Genomic DNA, 20,439 nt, shown 5'->3' on the forward strand with positions numbered 1-20,439 from the left:
ACCGGGGATCAAACATGGGCAAACTGTTTTCCTACCGCAACCGTCCTGTGCATCTGGGGCCGTACCCGATGGAAACCCTGGCGCGGCAGAAGATGCCGGCCGGCCAGGACGCGCTGCCGCCGCAGGGGCAAGCCGGCTTCCGCCGCCCGGATGCGCCGCTTTCCATCGTCAATGCGATGCGCGACTATCAGGCGATGCTGGACGCCACCCGCGAAGGGCTGGTGAAACGGGAGCGTGCGGACATTCCCGCCAGCCCGCAGGAGCGCACCGATCATCTGAAGGCCTTCGGCTATTTCTGCGATGCCTCGCTGGCAGGCGCTTGCGCAGTGCCTCCCTCGGCCTGGCTGGACACGCCGCTGGTGAACCCGGATGTGGCCGCTCTGGCCGAAGCATTGCGCAGCAAGCAGACCAAGACTTTTGCCTCCGGCATTGACGTGGTGATGGCGAACCTGCGCGAGGCAATGCAGGCCCCGCCCGCGGACTGCCGCCACCACAGCCACGCACTGGTCTATATCTACGAATTCCCTCGCGACCCCGAAGCAGGGGAAGACGGCACCGATTGGCTGATGGACGCGCAAGAGCAGCGCGCCTGCCTGCGCGCAGCGGAAACCGCGGTGACGCTGGCCAACTACATCCGCCTGCTCGGGTGGGAGGCGCGCGCCCACACTGGCGCGGCCAGTGACGTTCACCTGGGCAAGCTGGTCGTGCAGGCAGGCCTTGCCGCCTATGAGGACGGCGTGCTGACCAACCCGTACCTCGGCAGCCGCTTCGGCATCGCCGCGGTCACCACCACGCTGGAACTAGCCGCCGATCTGCCGCTGGTCCCGGGGCAGGCGCCGGGCCTGAAATACCGGCTGGGCCTCGGCACCCACGCCAAAAGCGCCGCCAGCCGCGACCCTTACGCCAAACGCCGGTTCAGGGACGGTCCGCACCCGTTCGAGACCCTGAAACGGGTGAAGGATCCAACGACTTACATCGACGAGGCGAACGTCGCGCGGGTGCCGAAACGCGCTGACATGTTCGCGCGCGCCCTGTTCGGAGACCTCGGCAAAGGCCCGCAGGAGGCGGCCAGGAACGGCAACTACGTCCGCAAATCCTCTGCCGCCTTTGCCTTCCGCTCCTCCCTGGCGGCCTTCGTGCTGCTGCAGGACGGCGAAGCCGCGCCGCAGATCGACCCCAGCGCCGCGGACGCCGCCCGCAATGCCGCCAACATCAAGGCCGCAGCCTATTTCCTCGGCTGCGATGCGGTCGGCATCTCGCGCTGCCCGGACTGGGCTTATTACTCCCATGACGCCGCGGGCGAACGCCTGGCGCCATATCACGAAAACGCCATCAGCATGATCATCGATCAGGGCCACGAGACGATGGAAGGCGCCTCCGGCGACGACTGGATCGCCTGTGCCCAATCGATGCGCGCCTATCTGCGGTTTTCGCTCCTGGGCGGGGTGATCGCGCAGCAGATCCGCAACCTGGGCTATACCGCGCGGGTGCATTCGGTGATGGACGGCGAAGTGCTGCAGCCGCCTCTGCTGCTCTTATCGGGTCTCGGCGAGGTCTCCCGCATCGGCGAGGTGATCCTCAATCCCTTCCTGGGCCCCCGCCTGAAATCCGGTGCGGTCACCACCAATCTGCCGATGACCCATGACAAGCCGGTCGACTTCGGGTTGCAGCGGTTTTGCGAGGCCTGCAACAAATGCGCCCGCGAATGCCCCTCGGGCGCCATTACCGCCGGGCCTAAGCTGATGTTCAACGGCTACGAGATCTGGAAATCCGACAGCCAGAAATGCACCACCTACCGGGTTACCGTGCCGGGCGGCGCGATGTGCGGGCGCTGCATGAAGACCTGCCCCTGGAACCTCGAAGGGCTGTTTGCCGAGGCGCCGTTCCACTGGGCCGCGATGAACGTTCCCGGCAGCGCGCCGCTGCTGGCGAAGCTCGACGATGCGCTGGGCAACGGCGAGGTGAACGCGGTCAAGAAATGGTGGTGGGATCTGGAGATGGAGGACGATGGCGCGTATCTGCCGTCAAAGCACCCGGTCAACGCCCGCAGGCTCTCTAAGGATCTGGACCTGAAGTTCGAGGATCAAACCCTGGCGGTCTACCCCGCGCCGCTGGCGCCGCCGCCCTACGCCTGGCCTGCGCCGATGGACCGCGAGGCCGGGATCGGGGCCTATCAGGCCATGATCACCGCAGCGGAACACAAACGCCGCCGCGCCGCAGGCCAGCCGCCGGAACATGTTTATACCGCCGATCAGGGCGAAGCGCCGGTGATGCGGGTGCGGCTGTCGAAGGCCGAGCATATGACGGACGCCGTCACCAAGTATGAATTCTCCTTGCCTGACGGCGCCCTGCTGCCCCCGGCAACAGCTGGCGCCCATATCGACGTGGTGGTGGCGCCGGAATTCTTCCGCCAGTACTCGCTGTCGGGCGATCCGGCGAACCGCACGAAATACCAGATCGCGGTGCTGCGCGAGGAGGCGGGCCGCGGCGGCTCCAGGCTGCTGCACCGGATCTTCGAGGAAGGGCGGATGGTGTTCATCTCCAAGCCCATCAACCACTTCCCGCTGGCCGAGGACGCAGCCAGGTCCTACCTGATGGGCGGCGGCATCGGAGTGACGCCGATGATCGCCATGGCCCACCGCCTGCATGCGCTGGGCCGGGAATTCGAGTTCCGCTATTCTTGTTCGAAAAAGGCAAGCGCAGGGTTCCTGGAGGACCTTCGGAACGTTCCCTGGGCAGATAAAGTGCATCTGCATTTTTCGGACCAGGGCTCCCGCGCGGACCTGGACGAAGTGCTGCAATACGCGCCGGGCAGCCATGTTTACACCTGCGGACCGGAGGCATACATGCAGGCCGTGCTTGAGGCCGCAGAAGCCAATGGCTTCCCGGAAGGGGCCCGTCATATGGAATACTTCTCGGTTCCCGAACAGCCCGAATACGAAAACCACCCCTTCACCCTGAAGCTGGCAAAATCGGGACGCGAGATTCTGGTGCCGCCCCAGAAAACCGCCACCGAGGCGCTGGCGGACAGCGGCATCCATGTGGATGTGAAATGCGCTGACGGCATTTGCGGCGTCTGCAAATGCGGGCTGATCTCCGGCAACGCCGAGCACCGCGACTTCGTGCTTTCGAACAAACAGCGCGAGGGCGCGATCATTCTTTGCCAGTCCCGGGCACTGGAACCGGACGGGGTGCTGGAAATCGATCTCTAAGCGGCAGGCAGCAGCTCAGAACGGCTGCCGCTCGCCGAGCAGGTAGCGCACCGCATCCGCGTAATCGAATGCCAGTGAGACCACGATTACCGTGCACACCGTCAGAATGATCCGCCGCGGCCAGACTGGCATATCCGGGCGCGCCTGCTGGTGCCGCAGCCAGAAAACCAGCGGTGTCCAGAAAAGGATATGCGGCAGCCCGAGCAGGCGCACATAGCCAAGCTGCCCGTAGATCCAGTAGACCCCTCCCGCTGCCAAGATGCTGGCTGCCGCCGTCACCAGTCCCGCGATCCGGCTGGGCTTCCAGATCAGCAGCGCCAGCGGCAGCACAAAGGCCCCAGAAACAGGATATTGACCCATACCTGCAGCCACACCGGCCGGGTTGCGATTGCCTCTTCCAATGTCATGGTGCGGCCCTCCCGCCTGCGACCCTAGGCAGGGGCATTCCGCGCGGCAAGGGTCGGAGCGCCGGACCTTCACGCAACTTGTCCTGTTCCGACGGCGCTGGCGTGCGGTTGAACACGTAAGTTGTGCGGCAGGCCTCCTCGCCGCCCAATTCCTCGATCCTGCAGCGCTGATCGGCAAAGGCGCGGGCGTTTACCTCTTCGGGATCGCAAATCGCCCGCAGACGCCGCTCGCCCTCAGCCAGCGCAGCCTTGGCCTCCCGGTCATTCTCCCCGTCCGCTGCCCGGTCCGCCTGCTCATGAGGATCCCCTGCCAGATCGAACAACTGCGGCCGCAGCCCGGCGTAATGGAGGTATTTCCACATGCCCCACCGGACCATGAAGGCGCCGGTTTTCGACCCTCCATCCTGGTATTCGCTGAAGCCGGTTCGGCTCTCCTTGTAGGATGCTTTGGCAATCGCGCGCAGCGGGACACCGGGCAGGCCTGCGTCCTCAGCTGTGGCGCGCGCCACCAGTGCATCCAGGTTCGGGGTCTTCACGATGGGATGGCCCGCGCGGCCCATCGCATTCTTGCGGTGCTCATCCGGGATGATGACCAGCAAATTCGGCAGTTGGCTCATCCTGACCTCCCCCTTTTGGCTTGGCTCCCAGACTGGCGGCAAAACACGGCGCCTGAATGCCGGATTTCGGCATCCGGGCGGCAGAAAACCCTTTGCGCGTCCACACTCTGCTGCCTCCAGGGTTGCGGGCTGCGGAACAGGCTGCTATCTCTGCTGTTAGGGATGTTATGATATAACATAAAGGATTCGCGCATGACAGACAGCAGGCTGCCGGTAACCGTGCTCTCGGGCTTCCTCGGGGCGGGCAAGACCACGCTTTTGAACCACGTTCTGAACAACCGCGAGGGGCGCCGGGTTGCAGTGATTGTCAACGACATGAGCGAGGTGAACATCGACGCTGACCTGGTGCGCGGTGAAACCGAGCTTTCGCGGCAGGACGAGAAACTGGTGGAAATGACCAATGGCTGCATTTGCTGCACGCTGCGCGACGACTTGCTGCAGGAGGTGCGCCGCCTCGCGGCGGAAGGGCGGTTCGACTACCTGCTGATCGAAAGCACGGGCATTGCCGAGCCGCTGCCGGTGGCTGCGACCTTCGATTTCCGCGATGCCGAAGGGCAGAGCCTCTCGGACGTGGCCCGCCTTGACACGATGGTTACGGTGGTCGATGCGGTGAACCTGCTGAAGGACTTCTCCAGCCATGATTTCCTCAGCGACCGCGGCGAAAGCCTGGGCGAGGAGGATGACCGCACCCTGGTCAACCTGCTGACCGACCAGATCGAGTTCTCCAACGTAATCATTCTGAACAAGGTGACGGATGCAGGCCCGGCGCAGACCGAAGCCGCGATGGCGGTGATCAAGGCGCTGAACCCGGATGCGGAAGTGATCCAGACCGACTTCTCCGAAGTTGAAGGAAACCGCATCTTCGACACCGGCCGCTTCGATTTCGATAGGGCGCATGAGCACCCGCTGTGGGCCAAGGAGCTTTATGGTTTCGAGCACCACGTGCCGGAAACCGAAGAATACGGCATCTCCTCCTTTGTCTACCGTGCCAAACGCCCCTTTGATCCTGCCAGGATCCATGCGCTGCTGAATGGCGACCTGCCCGGCGTGATCCGCGCCAAGGGCCATTTCTGGCTGGCCACCCGCCCGGAATGGGCCGCCGAGTTCTCGCTGGCCGGCGCCATCTCCTCGGTCCGTCCGCTGGGCCTGTGGTGGGCGGCGGTGCCAACGGAACGCTGGCCCACGCACCCCGAGGCCCGGCGCGAATTCTTGCAGAATTGGGACGAGACCTGGGGCGACCGGCGCCAGGAGCTGGTGTTCATCGGTGCAGGCCTCGACAAGGAAGCCACCACCGCGCGCCTGGATGCCTGCCTGATGCCGGAAACGGCAAATGGATTCGATCCGGCCTGGGCCTCCCTGGAGGACCCCTTCCCAAGCTGGCGCCGCAATGGCTGACCGCCGGCCGCGCCGCAACCTGAACTCCCGCCTGAAACGGCGGCGCAGGGCAGGGGATCCGATGCAGGCCTATGACGCGCTGCCGCCGGGGCTGCGGCAGTGGCTAGCCGCGGCCTGCCTGCCCTGGAGCCCGGCCTCGGCGCTCAGGATCTGGATCAAGGCGGGCGGCAGCCGCGATCCAGCTGCCGCGGCCGCCCGGCTGGATGCCGCCGAACAGGCGATGCTGGAACGGGACGCCCGCGTCTGGGCGGTCCGGGACTGACCGCGAGGGCCGCAGCATCAAGCGGTCTTCTTCTCCGCCTCCGCGGCGGCATCATATTCGGCCCGTGCCGCGTCGATCGCCGGCAGATGCTCCAGCGCCCATAGCCCCAGCGCCTTGACCGGCTCACGGAATGACTCCCCCAGCGGCGTCAGAGCGTACTCCACTTTGGGCGGGATTGTCGGGTGATAGGTGCGGCTCACCAGCCCGTCGCGTTCCAGCTCGCGCAAGGTGAGGCTCAGCATGCGCTGGGAAATCCCAAGATGCCGCTTCAGGGCGTTGAACCGCAGCACACCGTATTGCGCCAAAGAGATCACGACCAGCACGCTCCAGCGGTCGCCGACCCGCGACAGCACCTCGTTGATACGGCCGCACTCCGGGCATTGTGGCTCTGCCATGGTGGTTCCTTCCGTGTAACCTGGGCTCAGGAATGTGCCTTCTTGTGTCCATTCCAGTGCTGCTTATATAGCCGGTCACAAATTTATACCAGCCTTCACGCAATCCCCGAAAGGACCGGAAACATGAGCAAGAGCCCCCTGATCGAGAAGCTGAACTGGCGTTACGCCACCAAGAAGATGGACCCCTCCAAAGCGGTCCCGCAGGAGAAGGTCGATCAGATCATCGAGGCGATCCGCATGGCGCCGACCTCCTCCGGCACCCAGCCGTTCGAGGTTTTCGTGATCACCAGCCCGGAGATCCGCGCGCAGATCCGCCCGCACGCCTGGGACCAGGCCCAGATCACCGACGGCTCGCATCTCATCGTCTTTGCCGCCTGGGACAACTACTCCGAAGACCGCATCGACGCGGTGACCCGCCAGATGACCGAGGAGCGCGGCGAGATCCCGATGCTGAACCAGTATTATGATAACCTCAAGGCCACCTACCTGCCGCGCGAGGAGCGCACCAACCACGACCACGCCGCCCGTCAGGCTTATATCGCGCTGGGCTTTGCCCTGGCCGCCGCGGCGGAACTGGAGGTGGACAGCACTCCGATGGAAGGTTTCACGCCTGAGAAAATCGACGAAATCCTGGGGCTTCGCGAGAAGGGCCTGCGCTCAGTCCTCCTGCTGCCGCTTGGCTACCGCCAGGAGGACGGCGACTGGCTGCTGCCGATGAAAAAGGTCCGCAAGTCCCGTGAAGCCATCGTGACCGACATCGTCTGAGGTCTTTGCAGCGGCGGGGGCGGCCGGCACATCGCGCGGCCCGCCGCTGCACCTGCGGCCTTTCTGGCCGCCGGAAACCTTTAATATACTGAATTCAGATACGTTAGGCGGGAAGTCTTAGTTGCGAGTGATGGCGGCTTACCGGAAGCCGCGGTGATTTGGAGTGATGTGCCTTGGGCCGCCAAAGCCTGTTTACGTCTGATTTTTCAGCGGGCGAACTGGCGCCGGAGCTGAAGGCCGTGTTCTTCCAGTGGCGGAATGCGTCGGAAGACGGAGCCTTTCCGAAGCTCACGGAGTTCGGCCTTCCCAACACCCCGCACGCCCCCAATATCCTCTCTGTCTATGAAATAGAGCGGTCGGAAACGGGAGAGCCAGCCGATTTCAAGGCGCTTTATGCGCGCAGCAGGATCAGCAACACGCTGCGCGACAAGTTCGTTGGCACCCGGCTGTCCGAACATGAGGGGTTTGGCCCGGGATCAAGGATCTGGAGCTGCTTTTCAGAAGCCGCTGCCAGCCCCGGCCCTCTGCTGGTGTCTTTGCCCTACGTCGGCCCTTTGCCTGGCTACCGCAGCACTTCAGAAATCTACCTTCCCCTGCTTGGGGAAGCGGGCGGCGTGGACTATCTTCTGACGGCGGTGGTTCTGCTGGAGGATGAATACCGCGGCCCGGATCCCGGCTGACGCGGCCAAGGCGGCACCTGGGTGCGGCAGGCACCGGCGGTGCAAATGCGTTGCCCCCTTGCCATGAAGGGCTTTTCCCTTGCGCAACGTTGGGAAACCGCCTATATCGCGCGCTGTCAGAACATGGGCGGCTAACGTCCGGGCGGCATATCTGAGCAGGGCTGAGGAACACCTCGGCCCTTTGTGTTTGTTTGATCAGATATGCGCCGGGCCACGAACTGGACTGGCTGAACCAAGACCGGCGGAGACAACCGCATGGCCAGAAAACACTTAGTAAAGGAAACCTGAGACCTCATGGCTCAAAACGCATCGATGGAGGAATTCGAAGCCCTCCTGAACGAAAGCTTCGAAATGGACACTCCGGACGAAGGTTCGGTTGTCAAAGGCAAAGTGCTGGCAATTGAAGCCGGCCAGGCCATCATCGACGTCGGCTACAAAATGGAAGGCCGCGTTGATCTGAAAGAATTCGCAAACCCCGGCGAAGCGGCTGAAATCGCAGTCGGCGACGAAGTGGAAGTCTTCCTGCGCGCCGCTGAAAACGCCCGTGGCGAAGCCGTCATCTCCCGCGAGATGGCCCGCCGCGAGGAAGCCTGGGACCGCCTGGAAAAAGCCTACGCAGACGATCAGCGCGTCGAAGGCGCGATCTTCGGCCGCGTCAAAGGCGGCTTCACTGTCGACCTGGGCGGCGCTGTTGCCTTCCTGCCCGGCTCGCAGGTTGACGTGCGCCCCGTGCGCGACGCAGGCCCGCTGATGGGTCTGAAGCAGCCGTTCCAGATCCTGAAAATGGACCGCCGCCGCGGCAACATCGTTGTCTCCCGCCGCGCGATCCTCGAAGAGTCCCGCGCCGAGCAGCGCGCCGAAGTCATCGGCAACCTGTCCGAAGGCCAGGCAGTCGACGGTGTCGTCAAGAACATCACCGAATACGGTGCATTTGTTGACCTGGGCGGCGTTGACGGCCTGCTGCACGTCACCGACATGGCATGGCGCCGTGTGAACCACCCCTCCGAGATCCTGTCGATCGGCGAAACCGTCAAGGTTCAGGTCATCAAGATCAACAAAGAGACCCACCGCATCTCCCTCGGCATGAAGCAGCTGCAGGAAGATCCGTGGGATCTGGTTGGCGCCAAGTACCCGCTGTCCTCCGTGCACAAGGGCCGCGTCACCAACATCACCGATTACGGTGCATTTGTTGAGCTGGAGCCGGGTGTCGAAGGTCTGGTCCACGTCTCCGAGATGTCCTGGACCAAGAAGAACGTCCACCCGGGCAAGATCGTCTCCACTTCCCAGGAAGTCGACGTCATGGTTCTGGAAATCGACGGTGCCAAGCGCCGCGTGTCCCTGGGCCTCAAGCAGACCATGCGCAACCCGTGGGAAGTCTTTGCGGAGACCCACCCGGAAGGCACCCAGGTCGAAGGCGAAGTCAAGAACATCACCGAATTCGGTCTGTTCATCGGCCTCGACGGCGACATCGACGGCATGGTTCACCTGTCCGACCTGTCCTGGGACGAGCGCGGCGAAGATGCGATCCAGAACTACCGCAAAGGCGACATGGTTTCGGCCGTTGTCTCCGAAGTGGACGTCGAGAAAGAGCGTATCTCGCTGTCGATCAAAGCCCTGGGCGGTGACAAGTTCGCCGAAGCCGTGGGCGGCGTGAAGCGCGGCTCCATCGTGACCGTTGAAGTGACCGCAATCGAAGACGGCGGCATCGAAGTGGAATATGAAGGCATGAAGTCCTTCATCCGCCGCTCCGACCTGTCCCGCGACCGTGCCGACCAGCGCCCCGAGCGTTTCTCGGTTGGCGACAAGGTCGACGTGCGCGTCACCAACGTCGACTCCAAGACCCGCCGCCTGGGCCTGTCCATCAAGGCGCGCGAGATCGCGGAAGAAAAAGAAGCAGTCGAGCAGTATGGCTCCTCGGACTCCGGCGCATCGCTGGGCGACATCCTGGGCGCCGCACTGAAGTCGGGCGACTAAGCTCCCCGGCCTCACGGCTGACAAAACTAAGCCCCGCAGGAAACTGCGGGGCTTTTTTTGTCCAGGCTGGCTGTCCGGGCAGCCAGCCCGCGCCTCCGCCTCAGCCGTCTTGCAGCCGGGTCAGCATCGGGCAGGAAACATTGCCGCTGTCACAGTTCCCGCTCAGCTCATGCAAGGCTGCGTCCAGGCGTTCCAGCTCGGCGATTTTGCTGCGCACATTGGCGATGTGCTGCTCTGCCAGCGCCTTGACCGATTGGCAATCGGTGCTGCCTTCCTCCGACAGGTCCAGCAGCGCCTTTGCGTCCGCCAGCGGGAAACCCAGCGCGCGGCACTTCTTCAGAAGACGCAGACGCCCGACATCGCCGTCGGAGTACAGCCGCCGGTTGTTCGACGCCCGCGCAGGCTTGGGCACGATGCCCTCGCGCTCATAATAGCGGATGGTCTCGATCCCGACGCCGCTCCGGCGGGACGCTTCTCCGATGGGGATCATCTTTTTTTCCTGCTTGATCCTGTAGTCGCTACAGGAAGTATACCTGCGGCCGGACCTTGCGGCAAACCCGCGCTGAAAGGCGGCAGATGCAGAAATACCTGAGACTGAGTTACCTTGGATCCGCGTCGGCGCTGCTGGCGGCGGCCTGCTGTGTTTTGCCCGTGATGCTGATGCTTCTGGGAATCGGCGGCAGCGGACTTGCGGTATTTGGCCTGATCGCCGCCGCCAGCTATCACGTGCTGTTCCTGTCAACAGCGCTGCTGCTGGTCGCCGGATGGCTGTCGCACACGCGGGGGGCGCTGGCCCGTTTCAGGTGGTGGCTTGCCGGCAGTGCCGCGCTGACCGCCGTGGCCTGGCTGATCGCGCTGAACGAGAGCCGGATAAACGATTATCTTATTATGCAGATGTGAGCCGATGACTGACCAGCCGATAGAATTGCAATGCACCCTGACCTGCCCGGAGTGCGGCCATAGAGAGACGGAGACCATGCCAACGGAGACCTGCCAGTGGTTCTATGAATGCAGATCCTGCGGCATCGTTCTGAAGCCGCAGCCCGGCGATTGCTGCGTGTTCTGCTCTTACGCCACCGTCCCGTGCCCGCCGGTGCAGCGGGGCGGCGGCTGCTGTGGCTGACCGCGGACGCTGGCCCGGATCAGCCCTGTGGAATCAGTGTGCCAGCATTTCGTGCACGATGTCTTCGCCGCTCATCGAGGCGGGGTAGTAAGTCGGCCAGTTGGTCAGCTCTTTCAGAACCTCGGCGCGAACATCGCCCCAGTACAGATGGTAATGGCTGACCTTTTCGGGCGCGATGCGGTGGTCGCTGAACTGGATGTAACCGGGGGCCGCCGCGTCGCCGCTTTCCTTCCTGAAGATATAGCGCACGCCGCGGTTGCCCTTGTCGTAGGTCAGGATCTCGTGGCCGTCGGAAACGTAGGTTCCGCTGACGGTGCCTGCATCCGTGGTGAAGCTTACCGTCTGCCCGTCGATGCGGATGCTGTCCGTTTCGGTGCCATAGCCCGTTGTGTAATAGGCGCGGTATTCCTCAACGGTTTTGCTGCCATGGGCGGCGCGGTCTTCCAGCACGGGGTCCAGTGTGCCGTTCTCCAGGTAGGGGAACACCGACTGCCAGTCGCCTTCCCAGTCGGACAGGGGGCGTGGCTGGATCTCGCTGTCCTCGAAATACCCCTTGTAGATGCGCTTTGCTGCCACGGTCTGCTCGTGACTGTGATTGTGCGTGCTAGCGGCAGCCGCAGGCAGCGCCGCCGAAAGCAGCAGCGCTCCGGCCGCAAGAGCAGGGAGGGAGATCAGTTTGGTCTTGGTCATTGGATTCTCTCGCTGATTGAAATGTAATAACATAACTAACACTGACTAAAACTTTTGCCTGATCCTTGCAAGGGCGCTGGTCCATAGTTGGCGGGGGCACATGCACGGCGGGGGCCGGGCCGGGCGATATCCGCAGGCGCCCGGCTGCTGCCTGTGGCGCCGGGCGGGCGTTCTCCCCTGTCAGGTTGGCCTGCCCGGATACCGCGCAGACTGTACCGGTCGCCCTGCCTAGTTCGGCCGCACTGCCACCAGAACAACACCCAGTTCCTGTTCCAGTTCCTGCAGCTTCTTCAGCTGCTCCTCCGGCAGGGCGGCGGTGTTTGCCTCTACGCCTGCCAGCGCCACCACCGGGCTGCCGATGTCCTTTTCCAGGCTCTTGATCGCGTCCAGTTTGTCGGCCTCAAGCGAAGCAAGCGGGTACAGCATGGTCGTCTCCTCTCTATTGATGACGCCGACTATAGCCGATTCTCGGGTCATCAGGCCTGCGGGAACAAAAAAAGGCCCCGGCGTCTGCCGGGGCCTCTTCAGAATGCGTCAGGCGGGATCAGGCACGCTGGGTGCTGTCAGCATGGGTAACAACATCCGGCTCCAGATCCCAGTTCTTGCCGTCCAGCCCGTCGATCTGGTCGTCCTCGGACACCTTCAGCCCCACGGTGCGCTCCAGCAGGAACGACAGGATCAGTGCGGTGACAACACCGGTGCCGATGCAGGCGGCGGTGCCTACGAGCTGCATCACCAGCGAGATCTCGCCGTGCTGGAAGGCATAGGCGCCTTCCTCGACGCCAAAGTAGCCGCCGCGCGGGGTGCCTGCCTTGAACAGGCCCAGCAGCACCAGACCGAGGGTGCCGGAGCCCAGGAACAGCGGGAACAGCTTGTGCTCGTCAACACCGCGTTTCAGGGTGAACTCGTAAACCACGAAGGCCGCAAAAGGTGCCACCAGGCCGACGATGAAGGCCTGCCAGGGCAGGTAGACATCAAAGCCGGAGGCGCCCGCGACGTAGCCTGCCAGCGGCCCCAGCAGCGTATAGGCGTATTTGCCGGTGGCATAGGCGATGACCAGACCGGTCACCGCGCCGCCTGCCCAGACCAGGGCGTAATTGTTGATTGCAACGCCGACACTGGTGTCGGCCATGGTGATGCTGACCGCAAGCGCTTCGGGGTCAAAGAAGAACAGGCAGGACAGGATCACCATCGGCAGGCCGGCGAAGATCAGCAGCAGGCCCGGCGCGCAGAGGCCGATGCTGGGAGCCAGATAGGCCGAGATCCGCGGGTGCGGTTCCATCATGCCGGGGCGGGCGCCCAGCTTCGGGGTGAACACCAGCGCCATGCCGGCTGGGAACAGATAGACGAAACCGACGCCGAAGAAGTCGTGGAAACCGGCATTGGTCAGCGGCCCGACCGAGCCCCAGGTCGCCCAGCTGAGCGCCGAGGACACCACCGCGGCCACGATGCAGGTGATGAAATAGGCCGAGGCCTTCATCCGCTCAGACACCGCGAAATGCAGCAGGATGTTGATGATCCCGGCAAACACCGCCAGGAAGAAGACGAAGATCTGGAAGGTGTTCAGCCCCGGAAAGGTCGCCGGGTCGGTGTGATGCGCCAGAGCGTTTGTCATGGCGCCGCCCAGCCACCAGTCCCTGATGGAATCCATCATGGTGGCGCCTTCCATGATGTAATACTGCCCGGCCCACAGGCCGAAACCGATGACGTAGTAAGTGGCAAAGCCGAGGAAGAACCCCAGCGTCTTCTCGATGGTCGAGTTGAACAGGTTCCTGCGTCGCGCGGTGCCCGCGTCGATCAGCAGCAGGCCTACGACGACCAGGATGGCCCCGACGATTCCCGATGCGTACAGGATGTTCTGCACCAGGGAATTCAGGGTAACTTGCTGCACATGTATCGTGCTCATGTCCAATGGCATTTCCAGTTCTCTCCAAGTTGGTTTGCCGTCCTGCCGGTTGTTTGCCACCGGCTTTGGCAGGCCGGCGCCCGTTGCCGCCAGGAGGCGGGCGCGCCGGTTCGAAGGCACCGGGGCCTGTCAGTTTTCTGACGCGCCCGGTTCAGAAAAGGATGGGCGATGCCGGGCGCTTTACAAAGAAAAATTTTACCTAGCGGAAATATAGTTTCATATGCGGCATCAGGGGCGGGCAGATGCCGCATCCGGCGCTGCCGGACCGGGATGGCGATGGCGTCCTGCCGCTTCCGGCTGCGGCCCGCGGCCTTCCGAATCAACCGGGCCTCTATGCGCTGCTCCGGCGCCGATGCCGCGCTGCGGCAGCGATTTGCCGCCCGGGAAACGCCCTTTGAGTCCGGAAAAGCGGGCAAACAGCTGCCGATTTGCCCGCCGGCCCCGCGGCATTTTGTTCCCCCGGGCTCGAATTTTTCCTATACTCTCAGAACAATAGCCAAAACATACCGGCACCTGGGAGGAAAAAGAACATGATCCGCTCTGAGTTGATTCAGAAGATTGCAGATGAAAACCCGCACCTGTATCAGCGGGATGTAGAGAGGATCGTGAACACGGTGTTCGAGGAAGTGACCGACGCCATGGCCCGCGGCGACCGGGTCGAACTGCGCGGCTTCGGCGCCTTTTCGGTCAAGAAGCGGGACGCGCGCGTCGGCCGCAATCCGCGCACCGGCGAGACGGTCGAAGTCGAGGAAAAACATGTGCCGTTCTTCAAGACGGGTAAGCTCTTGAGGGACCGCCTGAACGGGAAAGCCTGATGCGTTACATTCGCTACGCGGTTCTGGGGGCGCTGGCCGTTGTGCTGGTGTCCGTCTGTCTGGCCAACAGCAAGGTGGTTGAGCTGAAACTGATGCCGTCGGCATTGGCGGAGCTGTTTGGCTTCAACTACAGCATCGCGCTGCCGCTGTTTGTGGTGGTGCTGGGCGGGGTCGGTGCCGGGCTGGTGATCGGCTTCCTGTGGGAGTGGATCCGCGAGCACAAGCACCGCAGCGAAGCGGCCCAGAAAGCGCGCGAGGCGCGCAAGCTGAACCGCGAAGTGACCCGGCTCAAGAAGCAGAAGAACGAAGGCAAGGACGAGGTCCTGGCGCTTCTCGAAGACGCGAACTGATACGGGAAAAGTAACGGGCCATGACGGACATCCGGGTCAAGATCTGCGGACTCAGCACCCCGCAGGATGTGGCTGCCGTTGCAGCAGCCGGGGCGGCCTTTGCAGGCTTTGTGTTCTTCCCGAAATCGCCGCGCAATGTCTCCATCGCCCAGGCCGCCGCGCTGGCCGTCGAGGCGCCTATCGGGCTGTGCAAGGTGGCGCTGACGGTAAATGCCTCGGACGATGATCTGGACGCCATCACCGGCGCGGTGCCGCTCGACATGCTGCAGCTCCACGGCAAGGAAAGCCCGGAGCGTGTGGCCGAAGTGCGCGCCCGCTACGGCCTGCCGGTGATGAAGGCGGTGGGCATCGCCGATGCTTCGGACGTGCCGCAGATCGCGCTATATGAACAGGTGGCCGACCAGCTGCTGATCGATGCCAAGCCGCCCAAGGAGGCAGAGCTGCCAGGCGGCAACGGCCTCTCCTTCGACTGGCGGCTGCTGGCCGGGCGCAAATACTGGCAGAAACCCTGGATGCTGGCCGGCGGGCTGACGCCGGAAAACGTGGCGGAGGCCATCCGCATGACCGGAGCCCGGCAAGTGGATGTCTCCTCCGGCGTCGAAAGCGCACCGGGGGAGAAGGATTCGGGTCTGATCGAGGCCTTCACGAAGGCAGCCTTGGCCGCCCGCGGCTGACGGCTCCCGCGGCTGCCCCTTAAGCCTGATTTGCAGAGAGCGGAATTTGAGTATTTGGAGAAAGATGAAAACACTGGGCCTGCGCCTTCATCTTTTTAAAAATACTCACAGCGCAACCGCAGCGCCCAAGGTGTTGCGCCCCCGGCGTACGCTGGTCACACGCGATCTTAAGTCCCATATGTCATGATCTTTCCTGATCGCGGTCACCAGCCGGGCCTGACACCCCCGGCACTTGGGAACTGGGCCCATTGGTACGGGCACGCACAGACGACGTTTCGCGTGCGGGAGCAACCCTCCCGTCCCGCCTCCGCCCTGTGGCGGCGCCGCCATCCTTATCCGTCCGTCTCTCAGGACAGGCAGCAGACAGCAGATAGCAGCAGCACACCGGCGGGGCAGGGGCCTTGGCCGGGCGCATCCGGTTGCGCAATCTCCCTTTACCCGGACCCCGCTGCGCTATAGTCATGGCGGGCGCTGCGAAAGTGAGGGAAGAACCATGGCCGACGATCTTTTCAACAGCTTCATGAACGGTCCGGACGAAAACGGCCGCTTCGGCATCTTCGGCGGGCGTTTCGTGTCTGAAACCCTGATGCCGCTGATCCTGAGCCTTGAGGAAGAATACAACAAAGCCAAGGACGACCCCTCCTTCTGGGCCGAAATGGACAATCTGTGGAAACACTACGTCGGCCGCCCCAGCCCGCTGTACCATGCCGAGCGCCTCAGTGCGGAACTCGGCGGGGCCAAGATCTACATGAAGCGCGACGAGCTCAATCACACCGGCGCGCATAAGGTGAATAACGTGCTGGGCCAGATCCTGCTGGCGCGGCGCATGGGCAAGACCCGCATCATCGCCGAGACCGGCGCCGGCCAGCACGGCGTCGCCACGGCCACCGTCTGCGCCAAGTTCGGGCTGAAGTGCATCGTCTACATGGGCGCCCACGACGTGAAGCGCCAGGCGCCCAACGTCTTCCGCATGCGCCTGCTGGGCGCCGAGGTGATCCCGGTGACCTCCGGCCGCGGCACCCTGAAGGACGCGATGAACGACGCGCTGCGGGACTGGGTGACCAACGTGCGCGACACCTTCTACTGCATCGGCACCGCCGCAGGCCCGCACCCCTATCCGGCAATGGTGCGTGATTTCCAGTCGATCATCGGCAAGGAAGTCCGCTGGCAGCTGGCCGAGCAGGAGGGCGAAGGCCGCCTGCCGGACACCGTGATCGCCGCCATCGGCGGCGGCTCCAACGCCATCGGCCTGTTCCACCCGTTCCTGGATGACGCTTCGGTCAACATCATTGGCGTCGAGGCAGGCGGTAAGGGCGTCGACGACAAGATGCAGCACTGTGCCTCCCTCACCGGCGGCCGCCCCGGCGTGCTGCACGGCAACCGCACCTACCTGCTGCAGGACGAGGACGGCCAGATCCAGGAGGGCTTCTCGATCTCCGCTGGACTGGACTACCCGGGCATCGGGCCGGAGCATTCCTGGCTGCATGACACCGGGCGGGCGCAATATGTCTCGATCACCGACAAGGAAGCGCTGGAGGCCTTCCAGGTCAGCTGCCGCACCGAGGGCATCATCCCGGCGCTCGAGCCCAGCCACGCGCTGGCGCATGTGATGAAGATCGCGCCGGAGCTGCCCAAGGACCACATCATCGTGATGAACATGTGCGGCCGTGGCGACAAGGATGTGTTCACTGTCGCCAAGCATCTTGGCTTCGATATGTCCGACACCGAGGAAGGCCGCACCTTCGAGGAGTGAGACCGGATATTACGGAAAAAGAACAGGCGCCCCGCGGGGCGCCTTTTTTTGTTGCAGTCTATCCGCGGGCGGGCTCAGGCCGGGTCGGCGGCGTAGCTTTGCAGCACGCTCAGCGGCACGATGTCCAAGGCCCGCATGTGGGTGGCCTCCAGGTTTACCTTGGGCGCGCAGCCCTCGTCCGCGGCCTGCAGGAAACGGGCAGCGCACAGGCACCAGCGGTCGCCGGGCTGCAGGCCGGTGAAGCTGAACTCGGGGCGCGGGGTGGACAGGTCGTTGCCGACATATTTGGAAAACGCCAGGAACTCCGCCGTGGTCACCACGCAGACGGTGTGGCTGCCCTGATCCTCGGCGCAGGTGTTGCAATGGCCGTCGCGGAAGAAGCCGGTCACCGGCGCGGTGGAGCAGGGGGCAAGCGGGCCGCCCAATACGTTGATGCTGTCGTCTTTGTTCATGGGGTGCCCCGTCCCTGATACGGTTGAGTGTAATGATAGGGCGAAACTGCCGCCCGTCCCGGTATTTCCGGCAGCGGGGGCGGGGCTGTCAAACGCAAACCGCCCGCCAGCGGGGCTGACGGGCGGCGGAAAACTATTCGGGACAAGCGGATCAGGTGTTGAACAGGAAGTGCAGCACGTCGCCGTCCTTGACGACATAGCTCTTGCCTTCAGCCCGCATCTTGCCGGCTTCCTTGGCGCCCTGTTCGCCGCTGCAGGCGATGAAATCATCATAGGCAATGGTTTCGGCCCGGATGAAGCCCTTCTCGAAATCGCCGTGGATGACGCCGGCGGCCTGCGGCGCAGCGGTGCCCTGGCGGATGGTCCAGGCGCGGGCTTCCTTGGGGCCGACGGTGAAATAGGTCTCCAGGTGCAGAAGGTCGTAGCCGGCACGGATCAGCCGGTCGAGGCCAGCTTCTTCCAGCCCCATTTCCTCCAGGAACATCTGGGCTTCTTCGGCTTCCAGCTGGCTGATCTCTTCCTCGATCTGGGCGGAGATGATGACGTGGCTGTTGCCCTGCGCCGCGGCCATTTCCGCGACGTTGGCGGAATGGGCGTTGCCTTCGACCGATTCCGACTCGCCCACGTTGCAGACGTAAAGCACCGGCTTGGTGGTCAGAAGCTGCAGCATCTTCCAGGCCTTGGCGTCCTCGGCATCCACTTCGACCAGGCGGGCGGGCTTGCCGTCCTCCAGCATCGCCTGGGCGGCGGCCAGCAGGCGGTCCTGCTGCTGGGCCTCCTTGTCGTTGCCCTTCAGCTTGCGCACCAGGTTGGCGCGGCGCTTCTCGATGCTTTCGAGGTCGGCAAGCATCAGCTCGGTCTCGATCACTTCGGCATCGGTCACCGGATCGACGCGGCCGTCCACATGGGTCACGTCGCCGTCTTCAAAGCAGCGCAGCACATGGGCGATGGCGTCGGTCTCGCGGATGTTGGCCAGGAACTGGTTGCCGAGGCCTTCGCCCTTGGAGGCGCCCTTGACCAGGCCCGCGATGTCGACAAATGTCATCCGGGTCGGGATGATCTGCTTGGATTTGGCGATCGCCGCCAGCTTGTCCAGCCGGGCATCCGGAACTGCCACTTCGCCCACGTTGGGTTCAATGGTGCAGAACGGAAAGTTGGCCGCCTGCGCCGAGGCGGTCTTGGTCAGCGCGTTGAACAGTGTCGACTTACCCACGTTGGGCAGGCCGACGATTCCCATTTTAAAGCCCATTCCGGCCTCCTGATGCCACTTGGGAGCTGCTTCTAGGCAGCATTCGGCGTGCGCGCAAGGCACCTGTGGCAGGCAGCTGTGCCACTTTTGCAATCTGTGCGCGGGTTCACAGACAGCTTGCGCCCTGAAACAGCATAGAAGGCTTCAGATTTCGCAGCGAAGACCGTAACACTGGGCAGCGGAAAGCTGCCGGTCAGCTGCACGCAACGTTCGAGGGGCTTGAAATGAAGAAGACAATTATGCTGGCGGCGGCGGTTTCGGCAGCCGTGGCGCTGCCTGCTGCGGCACAGGAGGTGGCCCTGGGGCTGGGGTATTCCGACTATCACCGGGAAACCGCGGATGACGGGGCGGTGTTCTCGCTCGACTACCTGCATGCGCCGTTCCACGAGCGCGGCCGGCTGTCGGCGCGGTTCGGCGCCACGCTGGAGGTGCAGGATGCGGGCGACATTTTTGCCGGTGTCGGCATCAGCGGCGTGATCGACCTGAACAACGACTGGTTCATCGAAACCAGCGTGATGCCGGGGGCCTATCACGAAAGCTCGCGGGAGAATGATCTGGGCTCCGCCTTCGAGATCCGCAGCCTGCTGGCGGTGGGCAAACGGTTCCACAACGGCAAGGCGGTGTCGCTGGCGTTCAGCCACAAGTCCAACGCGTCCACCGCGGATGAGAACCCGGGCGTGAACTCGCTGACCCTGCGCTGGCATATTCCGCTGGGCGGCTGAGCCAGGCCGCAAAACTGCGCGGGATTGATTTCCCGCGCAACATTCGGCACACCAAGGCGGACAGATTTTAAAAGGCCCGCCCATGACCCGTATCGATGCCAAATTCGCCGAACTGAACGCCGCCGGCAAGAAAGCCTTTGTCACCTATGTGATGGCGGGCGACCCCGACTACGACACCTCGCTGGAGGTGGTGAAGGGGCTGCCGGGCGCCGGTGTCGACATCATCGAACTGGGCCTGCCCTTCACCGATCCGATGGCGGACGGCCCGACCATCCAGCTGGCCGGCCAGCGTGCCCTGGACGGCGGCATGACGCTTGAGCGCACGCTGCAACTGGCCGCCGACTTCCGCAAGGAGGACGACACCACCCCGATCGTGCTGATGGGCTACTACAACCCGATCTACAACCGCGGCGTGGACAAATTTCTGGCCGACGCCAAGGCGGCGGGCATCGACGGGCTGATCGTGGTGGACCTGCCGCCCGAAGAAGATGACGAGCTGTGCATCCCGGCGCAGAAGGCGGGGCTGAACTTCATCCGCCTGGCCACCCCCACCACCGACGACGCGCGTCTGCCCAAGGTGCTGCAGAACACCTCCGGTTTTGTCTATTACGTGTCGATCACCGGCATCACCGGCGCCGCCGAGGCCGAGGCCGGCGACGTCGGCCCCGAGGTTGCCCGCATCAAGGCGGCGACTGATCTGCCGATCATCGTGGGCTTTGGCATCAATACCCCGGAGAAAGCGCAGAACATCGCCTCGATCTCCGACGGCGCAGTGGTGGGCAGTGCCATCGTCAGCCAGATCGGCGCGGGCAAATCCCCGGCCGAAGTGCTGGCCTTTGTGAAGTCCCTGGCGGAGGGCGCCCACAAGGGCTGAGAAAGCCGCTGCCCGCAGGTTTGAAAACCGCTCCTTCGGGGGCGGTTTTTGCGTTTCCAGGGTGCGGCAATGGCGGCGTTGCTAATGCACCGGTAAATTGGTAAGGAAATTTTACCAAATAAAA

23 protein-coding genes are annotated in these 20,439 nt (G+C 63.7%); 14 read left to right on the top strand and 9 right to left on the bottom strand.

Features of this window, described 5'->3' with window-relative positions; translation table 11 throughout:
- Positions 1-14 precede the first annotated feature (14 nt).
- Positions 15-3,212: a 2Fe-2S iron-sulfur cluster-binding protein gene (locus KUV26_RS08900; protein WP_222508087.1), complete on the top strand. Its 3,198-nt coding sequence runs from the start codon at positions 15-17 to the stop codon at positions 3,210-3,212.
- A gap of 15 nt (positions 3,213-3,227) precedes the next feature.
- Here KUV26_RS08900 and KUV26_RS08905 read toward each other — a convergent pair whose 3' ends face one another.
- A complete protein-coding gene (locus tag KUV26_RS08905) occupies positions 3,228-3,572 on the bottom strand; it encodes a hypothetical protein (RefSeq protein ID WP_261399807.1) in 345 nt (114 codons plus the stop codon).
- Positions 3,573-3,615: 43 nt separating this feature from the next.
- Positions 3,616-4,236 (bottom strand): hypothetical protein, encoded by a 621-nt coding sequence (locus KUV26_RS08910; protein WP_222508088.1) that lies wholly within the window; start codon positions 4,234-4,236, stop codon positions 3,616-3,618.
- A gap of 192 nt (positions 4,237-4,428) precedes the next feature.
- Between KUV26_RS08910 and zigA the strand changes: the two genes are divergently transcribed.
- Together zigA and KUV26_RS08920 are read left to right on the top strand one after the other, a co-directional pair.
- Positions 4,429-5,631 (top strand): zinc metallochaperone GTPase ZigA, encoded by a 1,203-nt coding sequence (gene zigA / locus KUV26_RS08915; protein ID WP_222508089.1) that lies wholly within the window; start codon positions 4,429-4,431, stop codon positions 5,629-5,631.
- Complete coding sequence (locus tag KUV26_RS08920; protein ID WP_222508090.1) at positions 5,624-5,893, top strand: DUF6525 family protein; 270 nt, start codon at positions 5,624-5,626, stop codon at positions 5,891-5,893. Before zigA ends, KUV26_RS08920 begins: the two co-directional genes overlap by 8 nt.
- Positions 5,894-5,910: 17 nt before the next feature.
- On the opposite strand, the gene KUV26_RS08925 is transcribed toward KUV26_RS08920, so the two are convergent.
- Positions 5,911-6,288, bottom strand: a complete 378-nt coding sequence (locus KUV26_RS08925) for a winged helix-turn-helix transcriptional regulator (protein ID WP_222508091.1) — start codon at positions 6,286-6,288, stop codon at positions 5,911-5,913.
- 123 nt (positions 6,289-6,411) lie between these two features.
- Between KUV26_RS08925 and KUV26_RS08930 the strand changes: the two genes are divergently transcribed.
- From KUV26_RS08930 to rpsA, 3 genes are all read left to right on the top strand, one after another.
- The gene (locus tag KUV26_RS08930) at positions 6,412-7,053 is read left to right on the top strand and encodes an NAD(P)H-dependent oxidoreductase (protein WP_222508092.1); all 642 of its coding nucleotides are present in this window, start codon (positions 6,412-6,414) and stop codon (positions 7,051-7,053) included.
- A gap of 173 nt (positions 7,054-7,226) precedes the next feature.
- Positions 7,227-7,733 carry a hypothetical protein gene (locus KUV26_RS08935; protein WP_261398765.1) on the top strand — a complete coding sequence of 169 codons (507 nt, stop codon included), beginning with the start codon at positions 7,227-7,229 and terminating at the stop codon, positions 7,731-7,733.
- A gap of 294 nt (positions 7,734-8,027) precedes the next feature.
- On the top strand, positions 8,028-9,707 hold the full coding sequence (rpsA, locus tag KUV26_RS08940; RefSeq protein WP_065269590.1) for a 30S ribosomal protein S1: 1,680 nt from the start codon (positions 8,028-8,030) through the stop codon (positions 9,705-9,707).
- Positions 9,708-9,807: 100 nt separating this feature from the next.
- Here rpsA and KUV26_RS08945 read toward each other — a convergent pair whose 3' ends face one another.
- Positions 9,808-10,197: a MerR family transcriptional regulator gene (locus KUV26_RS08945; RefSeq protein ID WP_222504341.1), complete on the bottom strand. Its 390-nt coding sequence runs from the start codon at positions 10,195-10,197 to the stop codon at positions 9,808-9,810.
- A gap of 86 nt (positions 10,198-10,283) precedes the next feature.
- Between KUV26_RS08945 and KUV26_RS08950 the strand changes: the two genes are divergently transcribed.
- Both KUV26_RS08950 and KUV26_RS23610 read left to right on the top strand, forming a co-directional pair.
- A complete protein-coding gene (locus tag KUV26_RS08950; RefSeq protein WP_222508093.1) occupies positions 10,284-10,607 on the top strand; it encodes a hypothetical protein in 324 nt (107 codons plus the stop codon).
- A 4-nt stretch (positions 10,608-10,611) separates the two neighbouring features.
- Positions 10,612-10,830, top strand: coding sequence for a GDCCVxC domain-containing (seleno)protein (locus KUV26_RS23610; RefSeq protein WP_261399808.1), 219 nt, complete (start codon positions 10,612-10,614; stop codon positions 10,828-10,830).
- A gap of 33 nt (positions 10,831-10,863) precedes the next feature.
- Here KUV26_RS23610 and KUV26_RS08955 read toward each other — a convergent pair whose 3' ends face one another.
- The 3 genes from KUV26_RS08955 to KUV26_RS08965 all read right to left on the bottom strand — a co-directional run bounded on the left by KUV26_RS08955 (position 10,864) and on the right by KUV26_RS08965 (position 13,426).
- Positions 10,864-11,520: a ZinT family metal-binding protein gene (locus KUV26_RS08955; RefSeq protein WP_222508094.1), complete on the bottom strand. Its 657-nt coding sequence runs from the start codon at positions 11,518-11,520 to the stop codon at positions 10,864-10,866.
- Between the two features lie 228 nt (positions 11,521-11,748).
- Positions 11,749-11,946: a hypothetical protein gene (locus KUV26_RS08960; RefSeq protein ID WP_174147203.1), complete on the bottom strand. Its 198-nt coding sequence runs from the start codon at positions 11,944-11,946 to the stop codon at positions 11,749-11,751.
- A gap of 118 nt (positions 11,947-12,064) precedes the next feature.
- Complete coding sequence (locus tag KUV26_RS08965) at positions 12,065-13,426, bottom strand: ammonium transporter (protein WP_261399809.1); 1,362 nt, start codon at positions 13,424-13,426, stop codon at positions 12,065-12,067.
- A 503-nt stretch (positions 13,427-13,929) separates the two neighbouring features.
- Here KUV26_RS08965 and ihfB point away from each other — a divergent pair.
- The 4 genes from ihfB (at position 13,930) to trpB (ending at position 17,018) form a co-directional block, all read left to right on the top strand.
- Positions 13,930-14,241 carry an integration host factor subunit beta gene (gene ihfB, locus KUV26_RS08970; protein ID WP_315900102.1) on the top strand — a complete coding sequence of 104 codons (312 nt, stop codon included), beginning with the start codon at positions 13,930-13,932 and terminating at the stop codon, positions 14,239-14,241.
- Positions 14,241-14,591 carry a lipopolysaccharide assembly protein LapA domain-containing protein gene (locus KUV26_RS08975; RefSeq protein ID WP_222508096.1) on the top strand — a complete coding sequence of 117 codons (351 nt, stop codon included), beginning with the start codon at positions 14,241-14,243 and terminating at the stop codon, positions 14,589-14,591. Before ihfB ends, KUV26_RS08975 begins: the two co-directional genes overlap by 1 nt.
- Positions 14,592-14,611: 20 nt before the next feature.
- Positions 14,612-15,265 (top strand): phosphoribosylanthranilate isomerase, encoded by a 654-nt coding sequence (locus KUV26_RS08980; RefSeq protein ID WP_222508097.1) that lies wholly within the window; start codon positions 14,612-14,614, stop codon positions 15,263-15,265.
- 493 nt (positions 15,266-15,758) lie between these two features.
- A complete protein-coding gene (gene trpB / locus KUV26_RS08985) occupies positions 15,759-17,018 on the top strand; it encodes a tryptophan synthase subunit beta (protein ID WP_222504334.1) in 1,260 nt (419 codons plus the stop codon).
- Positions 17,019-17,092: 74 nt separating this feature from the next.
- On the opposite strand, the gene KUV26_RS08990 is transcribed toward trpB, so the two are convergent.
- Both KUV26_RS08990 and ychF read right to left on the bottom strand, forming a co-directional pair.
- Complete coding sequence (locus KUV26_RS08990; RefSeq protein ID WP_222504333.1) at positions 17,093-17,470, bottom strand: DUF2237 family protein; 378 nt, start codon at positions 17,468-17,470, stop codon at positions 17,093-17,095.
- Between the two features lie 151 nt (positions 17,471-17,621).
- Entirely contained in the window at positions 17,622-18,719 is a 1,098-nt protein-coding gene (ychF, locus tag KUV26_RS08995) for a redox-regulated ATPase YchF (RefSeq protein WP_222508098.1), read from the bottom strand.
- Between the two features lie 224 nt (positions 18,720-18,943).
- Here ychF and KUV26_RS09000 point away from each other — a divergent pair, with 224 nt between their 5' ends.
- Together KUV26_RS09000 and trpA are read left to right on the top strand one after the other, a co-directional pair.
- The gene (locus KUV26_RS09000; protein ID WP_222504331.1) at positions 18,944-19,441 is read left to right on the top strand and encodes an acyloxyacyl hydrolase; all 498 of its coding nucleotides are present in this window, start codon (positions 18,944-18,946) and stop codon (positions 19,439-19,441) included.
- A gap of 82 nt (positions 19,442-19,523) precedes the next feature.
- Positions 19,524-20,315 carry a tryptophan synthase subunit alpha gene (gene trpA / locus KUV26_RS09005; RefSeq protein ID WP_222504330.1) on the top strand — a complete coding sequence of 264 codons (792 nt, stop codon included), beginning with the start codon at positions 19,524-19,526 and terminating at the stop codon, positions 20,313-20,315.
- Positions 20,316-20,439: the final 124 nt, after the last annotated feature.

The sequence above is a fragment of the Leisingera daeponensis genome (assembly GCF_019801465.1).
Taxonomy (GTDB): Bacteria; Pseudomonadota; Alphaproteobacteria; order Rhodobacterales; family Rhodobacteraceae; genus Leisingera; species Leisingera daeponensis_A.